The organism is Arthrobacter sp. sptzw32, assembly GCF_059089735.1.
Genome location: NZ_JBNHEZ010000001.1, coordinates 584,637 through 599,697, shown reverse-complemented (window position 1 = coordinate 599,697; position 15,061 = coordinate 584,637). Strand labels below are relative to the sequence as shown.

The 15,061-nt window shown below is 64.5% G+C and carries 14 protein-coding genes; 3 read left to right on the top strand and 11 right to left on the bottom strand.

All coding sequences use genetic code 11. The features are described from left to right. Positions 1-11 precede the first annotated feature (11 nt). The 3 genes from AC5RVN_RS02895 to AC5RVN_RS02885 are packed head-to-tail and all read right to left on the bottom strand — an operon-like array spanning position 12 to position 3,861. Entirely contained in the window at positions 12-1,109 is a 1,098-nt protein-coding gene (locus tag AC5RVN_RS02895; RefSeq protein WP_494137039.1) for an NADH:flavin oxidoreductase/NADH oxidase, read from the bottom strand. Next, positions 1,109-2,101, bottom strand: coding sequence for a co-chaperone YbbN (locus tag AC5RVN_RS02890; protein WP_494106434.1), 993 nt, complete (start codon positions 2,099-2,101; stop codon positions 1,109-1,111). The genes AC5RVN_RS02895 and AC5RVN_RS02890 overlap by 1 nt, the downstream gene beginning before the upstream one ends. A gap of 53 nt (positions 2,102-2,154) precedes the next feature. Next, entirely contained in the window at positions 2,155-3,861 is a 1,707-nt protein-coding gene (locus tag AC5RVN_RS02885) for a DUF8094 domain-containing protein (RefSeq protein WP_494040035.1), read from the bottom strand. A gap of 190 nt (positions 3,862-4,051) precedes the next feature. On the opposite strand from AC5RVN_RS02885, the gene AC5RVN_RS02880 reads away from it, so the two are divergent. Continuing rightward, positions 4,052-5,359, top strand: a complete 1,308-nt coding sequence (locus AC5RVN_RS02880) for an AI-2E family transporter (RefSeq protein WP_494040036.1) — start codon at positions 4,052-4,054, stop codon at positions 5,357-5,359. Positions 5,360-5,398: 39 nt separating this feature from the next. Here AC5RVN_RS02880 and AC5RVN_RS02875 read toward each other — a convergent pair whose 3' ends face one another. Further along, positions 5,399-6,199: an alpha/beta hydrolase gene (locus tag AC5RVN_RS02875; protein WP_494040037.1), complete on the bottom strand. Its 801-nt coding sequence runs from the start codon at positions 6,197-6,199 to the stop codon at positions 5,399-5,401. 34 nt (positions 6,200-6,233) lie between these two features. Next, positions 6,234-6,590 (bottom strand): Rv1322 family protein, encoded by a 357-nt coding sequence (locus tag AC5RVN_RS02870; protein ID WP_494040038.1) that lies wholly within the window; start codon positions 6,588-6,590, stop codon positions 6,234-6,236. A gap of 35 nt (positions 6,591-6,625) precedes the next feature. Between AC5RVN_RS02870 and nucS the strand changes: the two genes are divergently transcribed. Together nucS and AC5RVN_RS02860 are read left to right on the top strand one after the other, a co-directional pair. After that, a complete protein-coding gene (nucS, locus tag AC5RVN_RS02865; RefSeq protein ID WP_494040039.1) occupies positions 6,626-7,321 on the top strand; it encodes an endonuclease NucS in 696 nt (231 codons plus the stop codon). A 313-nt stretch (positions 7,322-7,634) separates the two neighbouring features. Next, the gene (locus AC5RVN_RS02860; RefSeq protein WP_494137038.1) at positions 7,635-7,838 is read left to right on the top strand and encodes a cold-shock protein; all 204 of its coding nucleotides are present in this window, start codon (positions 7,635-7,637) and stop codon (positions 7,836-7,838) included. Positions 7,839-7,994: 156 nt separating this feature from the next. Here the strand turns inward: AC5RVN_RS02860 and AC5RVN_RS02855 are convergent, their stop codons facing one another. The 6 genes from AC5RVN_RS02855 to AC5RVN_RS02830 all read right to left on the bottom strand — a co-directional run bounded on the left by AC5RVN_RS02855 (position 7,995) and on the right by AC5RVN_RS02830 (position 15,007). After that, the gene (locus tag AC5RVN_RS02855) at positions 7,995-10,538 is read right to left on the bottom strand and encodes a bifunctional lysylphosphatidylglycerol flippase/synthetase MprF (protein WP_494137037.1); all 2,544 of its coding nucleotides are present in this window, start codon (positions 10,536-10,538) and stop codon (positions 7,995-7,997) included. Next, the gene (locus tag AC5RVN_RS02850; RefSeq protein ID WP_494137036.1) at positions 10,535-11,845 is read right to left on the bottom strand and encodes an alpha/beta hydrolase; all 1,311 of its coding nucleotides are present in this window, start codon (positions 11,843-11,845) and stop codon (positions 10,535-10,537) included. The genes AC5RVN_RS02855 and AC5RVN_RS02850 overlap by 4 nt, the downstream gene beginning before the upstream one ends. A 5-nt stretch (positions 11,846-11,850) precedes the next feature. Continuing rightward, complete coding sequence (locus tag AC5RVN_RS02845) at positions 11,851-12,282, bottom strand: DUF2550 domain-containing protein (protein WP_494040042.1); 432 nt, start codon at positions 12,280-12,282, stop codon at positions 11,851-11,853. Between the two features lie 10 nt (positions 12,283-12,292). Continuing rightward, positions 12,293-12,577: a F0F1 ATP synthase subunit epsilon gene (locus AC5RVN_RS02840; RefSeq protein ID WP_494040043.1), complete on the bottom strand. Its 285-nt coding sequence runs from the start codon at positions 12,575-12,577 to the stop codon at positions 12,293-12,295. Between the two features lies 1 nt (position 12,578). Beyond that, positions 12,579-14,033, bottom strand: coding sequence for a F0F1 ATP synthase subunit beta (atpD, locus tag AC5RVN_RS02835; RefSeq protein WP_494040044.1), 1,455 nt, complete (start codon positions 14,031-14,033; stop codon positions 12,579-12,581). 83 nt (positions 14,034-14,116) lie between these two features. Next, positions 14,117-15,007, bottom strand: coding sequence for a F0F1 ATP synthase subunit gamma (locus AC5RVN_RS02830; protein WP_494137035.1), 891 nt, complete (start codon positions 15,005-15,007; stop codon positions 14,117-14,119). Positions 15,008-15,061: the final 54 nt, after the last annotated feature.

Here is a 15,061-nt window from a genome sequence, read left to right as displayed (position 1 = left end):
GATAGCCGTATTCAGAAGGTGCGCCGCGGGACGGCGCGGTCATACTGCGGCGCCCACTTGATGTCATGGCCCAGCTCGAATGCTGCGCGGAGCCACCAGTGCGGATCCCGAAGCGCTGCCCTGGCAATGAAGACGCCGTCGGCCTGTCCGGTCGCAACAGCATGTTCGGCCTGGCCGGCGGAGGTCAGAAGCCCTACGGTTCCGGTGGGCACTCCAGCGTCCCTGCGGATGGCGGCGGAGAATCCCGTCTGGTATCCGGGGCCAGCTTTGATCTGCTGATGGGCAACGGCACCGCCGCTGGAAACGTCAAGAAGGTCCACGCCGTGTTGCGCCGCCTCCTGGGCAAGCCGCACGGACGCGGCGAGATCCACTCCGCCGTCGGCCCAGTCACTGGCGGAGATCCTAAGGAGCAGGGGCATCGAGTCAGGAATTACAGCACGCACCGCGTCAATCACCGCAAGCACCAGGCGGTTCCGGCCCGCCTCATCACCACCCCAGGCGTCAGTCCGCGTGTTGATAAGCGGGCTTTGGAACTGGTGCAGAAGGTAACCGTGGGCCGCGTGGATTTCCACCGTATCGAAGCCTGCATCCACGGCCCGGACAGCAGCGTCGGCGAAGTCGCGGATCACGCCGACGATTTGTTCCCCGCTCATCACGGCGGGTTCGGCATACCCGTCGAAGGCCGAGGACGAAGGCCCTACTGTGGTCCACCCGCCGTCAGATGCCGGGACGCTGCCGTGTTTGCCGGAGAATGGCCAATACGTGGAGGCCTTCCGGCCGGCATGGGCCAGTTGGACACCAATCTTCGCTTCTGCCGCCCCGTACCGATGCACAAAGGACGTAATCCGCTGCCAGGCCTCGGCCTGCGCGTCGTTGTAGAGGCCTGCATCGCGTGGACTGATCATGCCTTCATGGTTCACTGCGGCAGCCTCGGTGAGGATGAGTGCCGCGCCGCCTGCGGCGAAGGAACCGAGGTGCATCAGGTGCCAATCGTGCGGGACGCCGGGCGCGGCGTCGGCATCGCAGCTGTACTGGCACATGGGCGACACCCAGCCGCGGTGCTGGAGCTCAAGGGAGCGGAGCTTCAGCGGCTCAAACAAAGCGGACATCAGAACAGCACCCTCGCGAGCGCCTGGCGCGCCTTGGCCACACGCTCATCTGCCGCGCCCACCACATCGAACAGCTCAAGCAGGCGGAGGCGGGCAGTCTCGCGCTCCGGTCCAAAGTTTCTGCCGATGAAGCTGACCAGGCGGTTCAGCGCGTCCTCCACGTGCCCGCCCGCCACGTCCAGGTCGGCGACGGCGAGCTGTGCCTCCAGGTTGTCGGGCTCATTGGCTGCCCGGCCACGGAGCGCTTCACTGTCCTGGGCCGAGAGCGGCTGCAGGCGCTCCATCAGTTCCACCTGGGCCAGCCCCGCCTTCGCTTCGTGATCCGCCGGCATCTCGTTCAGGGCCTGGCGGTACGCTTCCGCCGCCGCCGCGTAATCACCGGCTTCAATGGCGTCAAAGGCTTTCTGGTGAAGCGGCGGCAGCGGGGCAGGCCCGGCTTCCTGCCCGGCCCCACCGCCCAGGCTGCCGGTCACCCCGTTGGCCGCTGCCACCTTCAGCAGCTCGTCAAAAAGGCCGCGGATCTGCTGTTCGTCGGCGCCGCCCTGGAAAAGCGGAACCGGCTGGCCCTTGAGCACCGCGACGGCGGTAGGCACAGCCTGCACCTGGAACGCCTGGGCCAGCTGCGGAAACGCTTCGATGTCGGCGGCTCCCAGGACCAGCCTGCCGCCATAGCTTTCCACCACGCGTTCCAGGACGTCCAGCATGGTTGCCGATTCGGGTGAGTAGGAGGCCCCGAGGGCGAAGACCACCGGTACCTGCGTGGACAACTCCACCAGTTGCTGGAAGTTGCCCTCGGTCACGTTGACCACCAGTTCGGGAGTGCCGGGAGCGGCGCCGGGATGAGCTCCCCCGGGCGCTTCCGGTCCAGCTGGCGGCGTGGCCGGGGCCGGTGCAGCCGGGCGCTGCTTCAGCGAGGAAAGGTCGACGGCGCCGCGCAGGTTAAGCAGGCTGGCAGCGGCAGGAGGGACTGGGCGGGAAGCTGGCGAACTCATGCTTTCCACTCTAGCCACTCCGGCCGCTGCCGGGGGTAATGGGCGTAAGGCGCCTACTTGAAGCTGGCCCCGACCAGGCCGCGGGTGGCAGCCACAAGGCGCATGGGGTCTGTGGAGCCTGCGGGGGGAACGTAAACAGCCATGGACTCGGCGAAGTTCAGGACCATGCCCGTGGTGGTTTCCTTGCCGCCGGCGAGTGCTGCGGCGTCGTCACCGATGGTCAGTTTGTCACCGGCAGCCTTGGGCGTTCCTTCGAAGCCGAAGTTGATCCGGCCCAGGACCAGGGCGCCACCGTCCGCCGTGCGGAACACAACGGTGTTTTCCGGAACCACCTTGTGCGTGAAGGTGAAGTTGCCGTTTTCGCCTGCCTTAACCACCTCTGCCTGGTAGGACAGCGTGTCTGCAATGTACGGCGAGGACTCCCCCTCCACCAGCTTGTCCTTGAAGGCGGACTCAGCGGAGGTGAGGCGGTCGGCAAGGCCGGACATAGCTTCTTCTCCGCTGTACAGGAGCCCGGTCTTGTCACCGGCGGCCAGCGTTTCCGTGCCATCACGGTTGATGGTGGGGAAGGTGGTGCCGGGCTGCAGCGGATTTGTTTCCACCAGCTTGTAGTTTTCGCGGGCAGATGACTGGACGAGCGTCAGCAGCTGCGGGACCACGTTGCCCTCGCCCTGGGTTACGGCGAGCACCGACCGGGGCCAGTCACGGTTGCTTGTGACCACCGTGGTAAGAAGCTTGGTGGAGCGAACAGGCATCCGTGCCTCGTAGGATCCCACCTGTGAGCGGATCTTGTAGTTCTGCGTCCGGACTTCAAGCTCAGTCCCGCCAACGCGGTCTGCAAGTTTCGCTGCATCCTTTGCTGCGTCGCCGGCGTCCGCTGCGCTGGAGACCTGCTCCAGGATGCGGCGGAACTGGGCATCAAGCAGCACCGGCGAGCCGGACTGCTCCTGCGCCGGGGAGGACGCTGACGACTCAGGAGAAGGCTCAGGCGAAGGCGAGGTGGCGTTCGCTGCCACACCGGTTCCGGCAACTACAGCCGCGGCAACCACGCCGGCAGCAGCCATGCTTACCCGCGAGGACGAGCGCGCTTCTGTCCTGGCGCGGGCGCGCTGGGCAAACCCGCTGCCCTCTCCGTCACGGTCGCCGTTGCGCTTGCGGACCGAGAGCAGGGCGAGGACGATTCCGCCCAGGATCAGGAGCGAGCCCAGCACCATCAGGGGAATGGCCCAAGGGGTGGAGGTATCGTTCGGGAACGTCATGGAGATTGAGGCCGGAGCAGGCTGGGTCCCGTCCGAAGCCAGCAGGAGGGTCCAGTCGCCGTCCGCCGGCGGGGTCCAGGAGTACTCCAGTTCCCCGCTTGCGTTCTCGGTGGAAACCCAGAGGTCTGATCCTGCGGGGTTAGGCGCGGTGGCTTCGCCGTCGGCGTGTTCAACCTGGAGTGACTTACCGTCCTCGGATACCCCTGTGACGGTGTTGTGCGCAGTCTGGCCTACCCAGGCGTCCACGTCATCGGGACGCGCTGACGCCAGCAGGAAGTTGCCATCACCCTCGATGTTGATCCTGACGGTGCCGCCATGCAGGGTGCGCAGGTTCTGGTCGATCACCGTCAGCGGAGCCGCGCCGGCATCAGCGGGCGCGGTAGCCGTGAAAGTCTCGGACGGGGCCCAGATGGTTTTCTGGCCGATGCCGGCCAGCAGTGTCAGGAGGCCGAGCAGCACGAGTGCGGCTGCAGTCTTTAAACGCAAGGGAACACCTATCATCAGCGGGGTTTACGTTCAATAGTAACGGTTTCGTTACCACGGGCCCGGCGCCGGTGCCTGAAACGCTGCTTCTGGTTCATTGGGGACGGGCGCTCCGCAGGTGTTGACAAGGCTGCTGATAGTGTTTGCGATGATCATCACACCGGCCCGCGCAAGCAGGGCCCATGCATCGGACAGGCCCTAATTCCCAGTGACTGACAAGACGGACGAGTCCTCCCCGGCACACGAGAATCCGGCGGGTGCCGAGCCTTCGGCAGGCGCTCCGGAGGTCCCGGCGCCGGTGCGCCGAAGGGGCGCTGCCGCCGCGGCCCTCGGTGTGGTGGTACACCGCCTTCGCCAGCCGCTGCCCGGGGCGCAGCCAAGGCTCCGTTTTGAAATGCCGCCCGAGTACTTCCACCAGGACCAGGCCGATGGCGAGCCCGGCCAGGTGGAGCCCCAGTTCGGTGCTCCAGGCCCGCGGATGTCGCCGCAGCATCCCCTCTATATGGGTTTTATGGGCACCGTAGGCGTGGGGCTGGCACTGCTTGTCTACTGGATCGGCTCAAACACCACTCAGCTGCTGCTGTGGATCGTGGCGGCGCTGTTTATCGCCCTCGGCCTGGAGCCGGTGGTCAGCTGGCTGGAGAGCCGGAAGATCCCCCGCCCGGCTGGAATCCTGGTGTCCGTCACGGTGCTGGTGAGTGCCGTCGTCGGATTTTTCGCCACCCTGATCCCCACGATCGTGGAGCAGGTGACGGAGATTGTCCAGCAGGCACCCGTGTGGGTGCGGGACTTTATCGATTCCGATTTTTTCCGCAGCCTCGATGACCAGTTCGGTGTCCGGGAACGGATAACGGAGGAGCTGGACAAGTTCGTCAACGACCCCGCTGCGGTGGGCGGGATTTTCGGCGGGGTAGTGACGTTCGGGTCAACGGTGGCCAACGGTCTGTTCGGCACGTTGATTGTGCTGGTCCTGAGCCTGTATTTCCTGGCGGCCCTGCCGGCCATGAAGAAGTGGGGTTACCGGCTGGCACCCCGCTCCCGCCGCGCGCGGGTGGAGGCATTGTCAGAGGAGATCACCCGTTCGGTGGGCAATTACGTTATCGGGCAGGCGTGCGTGGCCCTGCTCAACGCGACATTTGCCTTCATCGTGATGTCCATCGTGGGGATCCCCTTCGCGCTCCTGCTGGCGTTCGTGGTTGCCCTGCTGGCGTTTATCCCGCTGGTGGGCGGGCTGATTGCGGGCGTTCTGGTAGTCCTCATCGCGCTGACAGAAGGCTGGCAAAGCGCCGCCGCCTACGGCATCTGCTACTTTGCCTACCTGCAGTTCGAGGCCTACTTCATCTCCCCGCGCATCATGCAGAAGGCAGTGGCGGTGCCGGGTGCGGTGGCCGTTATCTCTGTCATTGCCGGCGGCAGCCTGCTGGGTGTGCTCGGCGCCCTGATAGCCATTCCGACGGCGGCAGCCGTCCTGTTGCTGATCCGCGAAATCTACATCGTGCGCCAGGATAAGCACTGACGCCCCGGCACCGCAGCGTCAGCAACGGAATCCCTGCACCTAGGCCGGGGCGCTGGCAGCCGGGCCGTCCCATTCCTGCGGCAGGCCGGTGCCGCCACTGCCGGAGGCAGTAACTTCTTCTACTATTTCGTTCAGCACGCGGGCTGCGTACTTCTCCCCCACCCACAGGTGTTTGGCGCCCTTGACCCCCACAACGCGCGCCTGGGGCACCAGGCTGAAGCGGCCGGCGGCGGCATCAGGCTGCAGATAATCATCATGCTCAGGCACCAGCACCTTGAGCGGTTTTCCGGACTGTGCCCACTCCAGCAGGTGCGCGTCCTGCGCCCGGTGCAGCGGCGGGGACAGCAGCACAGCACCCTCAATCTGTGAAGCAACCGGCTCTGCAGCCCCGTACATCAGGGCCAGTTCGGTGCCAAAGGACCAGCCCACAAGCCACCGGTTGGGCAGGCCCCGTTCGACGGCGAAGCGGACGGCGGCCTCCACGTCATGCCGCTCGCCGATACCTTCCTCGAAGGCACCGGTGCTGGTGCCCCGCGGGGACTCAGTGCCGCGGGTGTTGAACCGCAGCACCGCGATGCCGGCCAACGCGGGCAGCCGGTAGGAGGCCTTGCGGTAGACGTGTGAGTCCATGAACCCGCCGTGGGTGGGCAGCGGGTGAAGGGTGATGAGCGTGGCCTTGACCGGTCCGGACTCCGGCAGCGCCAGTTCACCCACCAGGGTGTGGCCGTCCGCCGTCTCAAGCTCCACGTTTTCGCGCCTGGCCGGCAGGACTGTTGAAGCACGGATGGGTGTGGGACCGGTGGACTGGCTGAATTCATACGACGCCGGATCAAAAGTCATGCCTGCCAGCTTAGCGACAGCAGCGCCCCGGACCTTACCGGTAGCGGTAGCTGCGGGTCATCCAGCAGTTGGTGTGCCAGTGGCGGCGTTCCGCCAACCCCGCAGCAGCACCAAAAAGGTGGTCATCCTTCCAGACCACAAGGTGGGCAACTCCAGGCAGGACCGCGGTGGAACACTCGGGGCAGATATACGTCTTCTCAGCGTTCCTGGCCGTCATCGTGCGGACCATCCACTCGCCGTCGGGAGCGCTCTCCCGCCGCGCGATGCCGGCCCGGGCACGTTCCAGGTCCAGTTCCGGGACCTGGCTGCTTCCCTTCTTTCCGCCCGCCCTGCCTGCAGCGGCACCTGGTTTCCCGGACACGGGGCGGCGGGGTCGGTTGGAACGCGGCATGCATCCATTCTGCCCCAGCCGGTAGTCTGTACGGCGTGCAACTTGTCATAGCCCGATGCTCCGTTGATTACGTTGGCCGGCTCAAAGCCCATCTCCCCCTTGCCACCCGGCTGCTGCTGGTCAAGGCTGACGGCTCTGTCCTGGTCCACTCGGACGGCGGCTCCTACAAGCCCCTGAACTGGATGAGCCCGCCGGCAACGCTCCGCGTCTCTTCCCCCGAAGACGTGGACCTGGAACTGGGTGTCATAGAACAGTGGACCGTACAGTCGGCCAAGACCGACGACCGGCTGATTATCAACATCCACGAAAAACTCAGTGATTCCTCCCATGACCTCGGAGTGGATCCCGGCTTGATCAAGGACGGCGTGGAGGCGGATCTGCAGCGGTTGCTTGCGGAACAGATCGAAACTCTTGGCGAGGGCTACTCCCTGATCCGCCGCGAGTACTTTACGGCTATCGGGCCGGTGGACATCCTGGCGCGCGACTCGGGTGGCGGCACCGTGGCCATTGAGCTCAAACGGCGGGGTGACATCGACGGCGTGGAGCAGCTTACCCGGTATCTTGAGCTGCTCAACCGCGATCCGTTGCTCGCCCCGGTCCGCGGGATTTTCGCAGCACAGCAAATCAAGCCGCAGGCGAAGGTCCTCGCGAACGACCGCGGCATTGACTGCGTCACCCTGGATTACGACGCCATGCGTGGCGTGGACGACAGCGAATCGAGGCTCTTTTAGCGGCCGCTTTACCGCCGCCTGCCGTGTGCCTCATTTGCGTCCTGTCAGTTACCGAGAGGTCTTTTTACCTTCTTTTCACCCAAATTTTGTTTGTTTTCCTGCCCAAACCGTTGACCTCCGCTGGGCAGCGTGAAATTCTTATCTCAGTCTTTGTGTAGGTGTTTTTCATGCTCGCAAGACATGTTGCGAGTGCGAAGCTCCTGCAGCGCCGGTTCCTTTTGCGGACGGGCAATCCAGGATTCTTCTCACGGAGTGACCAAGGCCGGTACGAGGTGTGCCGATCTTAAACAAGTTCCATACTGAGGAGAAATAAATGGCACAGGGAACCGTCAAGTGGTTCAACGCTGAAAAGGGCTTCGGCTTCATCACCCCGGATGACTCCGAGGGTGATGTCTTCGTGCACTACTCGGAGATCCAGACCGGTGGCTTCAAGACCCTCGACGAGAACCAGCGTGTTCAGTTCGAGATCGGTCAGGGCGCCAAGGGCCCCCAGGCTACCGGCGTAACACTGGTCTAGTCCCGCCGTCCGGCCGCTAAGGGCAGCCGGCAGCGAAAAATGATCCCCGGCAATTGTGCCGGGGATCATTTTGTTGATTACCGGGATGGTTGGTGCTGCCTCATAGGTTAACCCTGTTAAGTGGCGACCCGCTTTGTTGGTGGTAACAGGATGAGTTCACTTCACCAATTTGCGCACCAGGCGCGCACCCTGCGGAAGGGAAAGCCCCGGGAGGTAGGCACGCGTTAATGCGCGGCCAATAGCGGGTAAGTGCAGCGGGTCCTGATAATACAGGTAAAGGGCGCGGTACTCCGGTTTGAACCTTGATTTGAATGCTGCCAGGGACCGGAATCCGTAAACCGGTTCCAACGCGTGTCCAACCAGATCGAGAATCCGGACCAGATTATCAGCGCCGCTTTCCGCGGCTGGATCATCCGCTGTTCCAGGGATGCTCGCCAGCGGCGAACCCGAGAGGGAAATGACCTCCACCGAACCGCGCAGCTCGAGCACCGCGGAGGCGATAAGGAATTCCATCACCCCCGGAAATCCCCCGCTTCCCCGGCGCATGACGTCAAGGGTCCGGCTGACCAGCCTCCCGCCATCGTAAACCGGCAACCAGCTGGTGACCCCGTGGACCGTGCCGTCCTCGTCAACGGCAAGGCAGCACAGGACCTCCGGGTCATCAAGTTCATCAATGCCGCCAAGGGTGAAACCCATCTCCGGGACGGTCTTTCCGGCCGCCCACTCCTCCGAGACCTCACTCAGCCGGGAGCGAAGCGCTGCAGGCAACGACTCATAGGACCCCCAGACAGCTTTCACTCCCAGCTTTGCCGCGCGGTTCAGCGCCGTCCGGACGTTCTGCCATTCCTTGCCTTTGAATTCGAGTTCCCGGACCGCCAGCCGCGTCTCCTGGGCCACGGCGACCCGCGAAAAACCGCGCTCCTGGAGCATGGGCCAGAAAGCATCGTCGCAGGAGTAAAGCGCGGGGACCAGCGCCTGACGGCTGCAGTGGGCCAAAAACCCCGCCGTGACGTCCTTCTGCCACTGCCGCGGACCAAAGGCTCCGCCCAGTGTGAGGGCCACGCTGCCGTGCCGCTGGAAAGCCACCGCACCGTGGCCGTCAGGGCTGAACCAGTACTGGTTGGGTTCCCAGAGCGCCATCCAGGACAGTGGTCCCCCGCCCTGATGAAGCAGGTTCCGTGCCCTGATGCGGTCCTGCCGCCCGGAGTCGTTCCCATGGTGTCCGCCCAGCAGTGCCCACCACACCGCGGCCAGCGCCACCACCCAGAACACCGGACCGGAGTAAGCGAAAAGGACGGCCTCCACGCTGTTCCGGTCAGCGAAAACCCGGTGGTAATGCTGCGGGATGGGAACCGGGACATACTGCCGGGCGAGCTCGGCGAACAATCCCAGCAGCCCGCCGTCGCGCGTTAGACCGCCGGCCCAGAACCAGGCGGCCGCATAGGTACTGGCAAGGAGAAGCCACGTTCCGCCCACCACCAGGGCCAGCTTCCGGCGGGCGGAGGGAAGGGTCTGGACGCGGAACTGCCGCCGGTTGACCCACAGGAGTAACGACAGCAGCAGGGGCACCCCCACCAGCGGCAGCACGTGGGCAAAGGCGGAACCCATAGGCGGGGCGGAAGGCCCGTGAAGACGGGATGGAACCAGGGCGAACAGCGCCAGGTAGACGGCCGCCAGCCCGGTCACGGCCAGCTGGATGGCGAGCGCCATATTCAGGGCAAGCCGCCGGCCGCGGCGCATGCCGTCCGCGCAGATCAGCAGCAGGACCACCGGAACTACTGCCAGCGCAAGGCCGAAGGGTCCGGCGAAACCTGCCCTGCCGGCTTCAATGCATTCTGCTTCCACTGTGGCGCCGCAGTTGAAGGCGAGCTGGCTGAGGGTGGGCATAGGGTTCAGCACGACGTCACGCAGGAGCGCCAGCGGTCCGGTGGGAGCCCGCGCAATCCCTGTGAGGATAGGGCCCACTGCGAAGACGGCAACGGTCAGTGCCAGGAGGTTACGGGTTTCCCGGCCGGTGGAGCGGTGCCGGTGCAGGTGGCCGTGGTCGCCCTGGATCCACCAGCCGGCCAGGAGCCCCAGGACGGCGCCAAGCAGCCCGATCACCGTTTCTGCATGCCCCACGTAGAGCACCAGCAGGAGCGAGATGGACAGCACGCCGGTGCGCAGCCGGCGCTGCCAGAGGACGGGGAGCCTTCCGCTCGCCGCGAGTGCCGCCGTCAGGACTGCCGGGTAGGGCCCGATCAGGATGTCATCAGCCATCCGGTCGAGCCATCCGTCGCCCACGTAGCCGGCCAGCTGGGTGAGCAGCAGGAACAGCGTCACAGCGGCGAACTGGCCGCCAAAAAAGATTATGGCCGCCGCCGGCGTACCCATCCGCCGTTCTGCAAGCCCCAGCAGGAGCAGGATCATCAGGAACGCGGCCACATAGGCCACCGGGTTGGTGGCGAAAAAGAGGCTGGTGAACAAGGACCACCAGTTGCCCGCGCGCAGCCCCGGCCCGCTCACTCCCGCCACGTCCAGCAACTGTTCCGGGGGCCCGGCCAGGTAGCTTCCGGTCACGGCGCCGGTGGTGAGGAACACCGCAAGCACGGCCACGGAGAACGGCATGGATTTCAGTGCGGCGATGCCCCGGTCCCGGGCAGGGCGTCCCACTGTTGCCCACGCCAGTGACGCTGTGCGGACCTGCTGTCCCGAACTCACTGCTGCAGTCCCCACCTCTCGGCCAGGAACTCCAATGCATCGGCTATCCGCCTGGACGATGTATCCCAGGAGTGTCCGGTGTTTTCCACCTCGTGGGCCCGGACCGTGAAGCCAGCGTCCCGGGCGGCGGCAGCCACAGTACGGAGGTACGTCACGAATTCGGGGTCGTTCTGTCCAGCGGTCAAATACACGGCGCTAGTCTCGAAGCGGCGCTCTTTCATGATGGCAAGGGGCGTCTGCCGTTCAAACGCAGCCGGATCACCCGGAAAGGCGGCGTCTATGGTCTTTTGCCGCTCCTTGGCGATGGCCGGCTCCGCTTCGCCTGAGAAGGACAGCACGGACGGAAACAGTTCAGGGTGCCGGGTTCCCATTTGCAGGGCGCAGGTGCCGCCGAAGGAAAATCCGCCGATGGCCCAGTGCTCGTGGTTGGTGTCCACCGCCAGGGTGGAACTGATCCAGTCCGGCACATCCCGCGAGAGGTACGTATCAGCCTTGGCAATGCGGCTGTCCATGCACATGGTGTTGGCGGACTGGGACCCGTTCGGGTCGGGCACTACAACCACGGGGGCGACGCCGCCGTGGGACTCAGCGAAGGAGTCCATGTGCGCCTGCAGGGTACCTCCGGTGAGCCAATCGGCGGGGCCACCCGGCTGCCCTGCAACCAGGACGAGCACCGGAAGGGCGGGACGGTTTGCGGTGGAATAGGCGGGGGGCAGGTAGATGTAGGCTTCGCGCGGACTCATACCGGAGAGGGTGCCGGGGATGGCGGACTTGCGCAGCGCTCCCCCCTCGGGCAGTTCACCCTGGGGTGCCCACGTGTGGAGGGGAACGCCGTCGGCCTCGCCGGACTGGCGCATCAGCCCAGGTTCGAGGGCAGGGATCCTGGCCACCGCAGTGCCGAACAAATCGCTCACCGTGCGGTGGAGGCCGTAGTAGGCGTTGATTTGGACGGATGCAAGGGCCGCCACCAGGAGCACTGCCGCCAGGCCTGTGGCACGGCGGCGCCAGCTGCTCCGTGGCAGCCGCAGCAGAAAGAGGATCACGGCGGCGACACCGGGCACCACCCAGAGCAGGACCGGATCCGGTATGTTGTCCGGGAACACGGAGAAGACGTTGATAAGGGCCCAGTGAACGCCGGCCACCAGCGCGAAGGCAACAGCAGCGGCGGCGATGGCACGAAGGATCCACCGCTTCGCAGGCAGGCGGGACGGCCGTGCCAAAAGATATGCCGCGCCAGCCAGTCCCAGGATGAGGGACACCCAATATACCGGGCCCTCGGTGAGCCTGAGGTCGAAGAACCAGTCCACGCCGGCTAGCGCCAGGTGCCCACGCCGATGACCGGTCCGGCCTCCAGCCAGGACGACAGGCCTGCGTAGGCGTCGAACTTCATGGCAAGGCGAAGGTCCTGCCCTTCGTACCGCAATTCGACAATGACGACGTCGGGCTGGACCTTGACGGCCTCGGCTTCCGTGGGCTTGCGGCGGCCCAGCAGTTCAAGCGAATGACGCTTGAACTTATGCTTGGGGCGGACACTCAACGAGAGCAGCCTGAACCACTCGAGGTCGTTGTCCTGATAACGACAAACCCCCATCTGCCAGCTGTTTCCAGCCATGCAAATGGAGGCGTCCACCGTGCCGAGGGCACGCCGCAGGTTGAAGCGGCGCACCCCCGAAAGGCACAGTGCGAATATCAGCAGTCCAAACACGACTGCCATGGCGATGAACGAAAAACCAGGGGCGTCCATCAAGGTGGTGCTAGCGGATCCCAGCGGTAGCCGAGCCGCCCAGGTGGGCGTTGTCGGCAACAATAACCACGCGGTTGTTGTCAACGGAAAAGAATCCGCCGTCCACATCTACGGCAATACGGTCACCGGACACCGGCTGGATGGCCAGTTCACCTTCGGCCAGGATCGCCAGCAGGGGCGAGTGGCCGGGCAGGATTCCGATTTCACCATCGCTGGTGCGGGCCTTGACCATCCTGGCCGCTCCGGACCACACGAAGTGGTCCGCTGCGACAATCTCAACCTCAAGCTCAGCCATATTACTTGGTCTGTTCCTGGATCTTGGCCCACTGGCGCTCAACGTCATCGAGGCCGCCGACGTTGAAGAACGCCTGCTCCGCGATGTGGTCCAGCTCGCCGTCGCAGATGGCCGTGAAGCCCTCAACGGTGTCCTTGATGGAAACCGTGGAGCCTTCAACACCGGTGAACTGCTTGGCCGTGTAGGTGTTCTGCGAGAGGAACTGCTGGATGCGGCGTGCACGCGACACGACGATCTTGTCCTCTTCGGAGAGTTCGTCGACACCGAGGATGGCGATGATGTCCTGGAGTTCCTTGTTCTTCTGCAGGATCTGCTTCACCCGGACAGCCGTGGTGTAGTGGTCCTTGCCGATGTACTGGGGATCCAGGATGCGGGAGGTCGACGTCAGCGGGTCAACGGCCGGGTACAGACCACGGGAAGCGATTTCACGGGAGAGTTCCGTGGTCGCGTCGAGGTGTGCGAAGGTCGTGGCCGGAGCCGGGTCGGTGTAGTCATCTGCGGGAACGTAGATGGCCTGCATCGAGGTGATGGAGTGGCCCTTGGTGGAGGTGATGCGCTCCTGCAGGAGGCCCATCTCATCTGCCAGGTTGGGCTGGTAGCCCACAGCCGAAGGCATGCGGCCGAGGAGGGTGGAAACCTCGGAACCCGCCTGGGTGAACCGGAAGATGTTGTCGATGAAAAGCAGCACGTCCTGGTTCTGCACATCGCGGAAGTACTCCGCCATGGTCAGGGCGGATAGGGCTACGCGCAGGCGCGTTCCCGGCGGCTCATCCATCTGGCCGAACACAAGGGCGGTGTCCTTGAGGACGCCTGCCTCTTCCATTTCGACCCAGAGGTCGTTGCCCTCACGCGTACGCTCGCCAACACCGGCGAATACCGAGGTACCACCGAAGTTACGGGCAACACGGGTGATCATTTCCTGAATCAGAACGGTCTTGCCCACGCCGGCGCCGCCGAACAGGCCAATTTTTCCACCCTTGATGTAGGGGGTGAGAAGGTCGATGACCTTGATGCCCGTTTCGAGCATCTCGGTGGAACCTTCAAGCGAGGCGAAGCTCGGAGCCTTGCGGTGGATAGGCCAGCGTTCGCTGATCTGCAGTTCCGACTCGGCGACGTCCAGGGGCTGGCCCAGGACATTGAAGATGTGGCCCTTGACGCCGTCGCCAACCGGAACGGAAATCGGGGCACCGCTGTCCACCACGGACGTGCCGCGGACAAGTCCGTCGGTGGCCTGGAGGGAGATGGCGCGCACGAGGTTGTCGCCCAAGTGCTGGGAGGTCTCGAACGTGATGGTTTTGGTGACACCGTTGAGGGTGATCTCGGTAGTCAGGGCGTTGTAGATGGACGGGATTGCGTCAGCCGGGAATTCGACGTCGACAACCGGGCCGATTACGCGCGCAATACGGCCGGTGGCACCGGACGTTGCGGCTACGTGTTCGGTAGCAGTGGCAGTCATCTCTCTCACTTCACTCAGTAGATGGCGTGGATTTAAGTTTATCTGTGGTGGTGCAGGTCCAGCTGAACGCGGGGCCGTGCAGGCTAGGACGCGAGGGCGTCGGCGCCGGCAACGATCTCGGACAGCTCCTGCGTAATTTCAGCCTGGCGGGCCGTGTTGCGCAGACGCGTGTACTTCTTGATGAGGTCCGTGGCGTTGTCGCCTGCGGACTTCATGGCACGCTGTCGGGCAGCGAGCTCCGAGGCTGCTGCCTGCAGCATGGCCGCGAAGATGCGTGACTCGATGTAGCGCGGCAGCAGAGCGTCAAGAACACTCTCGGTTTCCGGCTCGAACTCGTACAGCGGCAACAGGTCCGTTTCTGAAGCCGCCTGCTCTTCCACAACTTCCAGGGGAAGCAGGCGGATGACAGTTGGCTCCTGGGTGACCATGGACTTGAAGCGGGTGTACACCACGTGGATTTCATCCACGCCGCCCTCTTCGTAGTCGGTTGCGAAATCGGCCAGCAGTGCTTCGCCGACTTCGCGCGCGGTAGTGAACTCGGGTGCGTCGGTGCCTCCGGTCCAGACCCGTGAGTATTCACGGTTCCGGAACTCAAAGTAGGCCTGCGCCTTGCGTCCGACGAGGTACGTCTTGACTTCCTTGCCTTCAGCGTGGAGCAGCTCGTTGAGACCCTCCACCTGCTTCAGCACGCTTGCCGAGTAGGAACCAGCCAGGCCACGGTCCGAGGTGATTACCAGGACGGCGGCGCGGCGGATCTGCTCCGGCTCGGTGGTCAGCGGGTGGTCGATTTCGCTTTGGCTGGCGACAGCAGAAACGGCGCGCGTGATCGCGTTCGCGTAAGGCAGTGAAGCTGCTACGCGCGCACGGGCCTTGCCGATGCGCGAGGTAGCGATCAGTTCCATCGCCTTGAAGATCTTGCGCATCGACGTGGTCGAGCTGATCTTCTGGCGGTAGACCCGAATCTGGGCTCCCATACTTATCCTTTCCTAACATTCCGTAGACCGGGTGTGCCGGACCCTGGAGGTCCG

Bases quoted from the DNA above. Each gene is read 5' to 3' on its own strand.
- AC5RVN_RS02895 (WP_494137039.1), bottom strand. From the start codon at position 1,109: ATGTCCGCTTTGTTTGAGCCGCTGAAGCTCCGCTCCCTTGAGCTCCAG.
- AC5RVN_RS02890 (WP_494106434.1), bottom strand. From the start codon at position 2,101: ATGAGTTCGCCAGCTTCCCGCCCAGTCCCTCCTGCCGCTGCCAGCCTG.
- AC5RVN_RS02885 (WP_494040035.1), bottom strand. From the start codon at position 3,861: ATGATAGGTGTTCCCTTGCGTTTAAAGACTGCAGCCGCACTCGTGCTG.
- AC5RVN_RS02875 (WP_494040037.1), bottom strand. From the start codon at position 6,199: ATGACTTTTGATCCGGCGTCGTATGAATTCAGCCAGTCCACCGGTCCC.
- AC5RVN_RS02870 (WP_494040038.1), bottom strand. From the start codon at position 6,590: ATGCCGCGTTCCAACCGACCCCGCCGCCCCGTGTCCGGGAAACCAGGT.
- AC5RVN_RS02860 (WP_494137038.1), top strand. From the start codon at position 7,635: ATGGCACAGGGAACCGTCAAGTGGTTCAACGCTGAAAAGGGCTTCGGC.
- AC5RVN_RS02845 (WP_494040042.1), bottom strand. From the start codon at position 12,282: ATGGACGCCCCTGGTTTTTCGTTCATCGCCATGGCAGTCGTGTTTGGA.
- AC5RVN_RS02840 (WP_494040043.1), bottom strand. From the start codon at position 12,577: ATGGCTGAGCTTGAGGTTGAGATTGTCGCAGCGGACCACTTCGTGTGG.
- atpD (WP_494040044.1), bottom strand. From the start codon at position 14,033: ATGACTGCCACTGCTACCGAACACGTAGCCGCAACGTCCGGTGCCACC.
- AC5RVN_RS02830 (WP_494137035.1), bottom strand. From the start codon at position 15,007: ATGGGAGCCCAGATTCGGGTCTACCGCCAGAAGATCAGCTCGACCACG.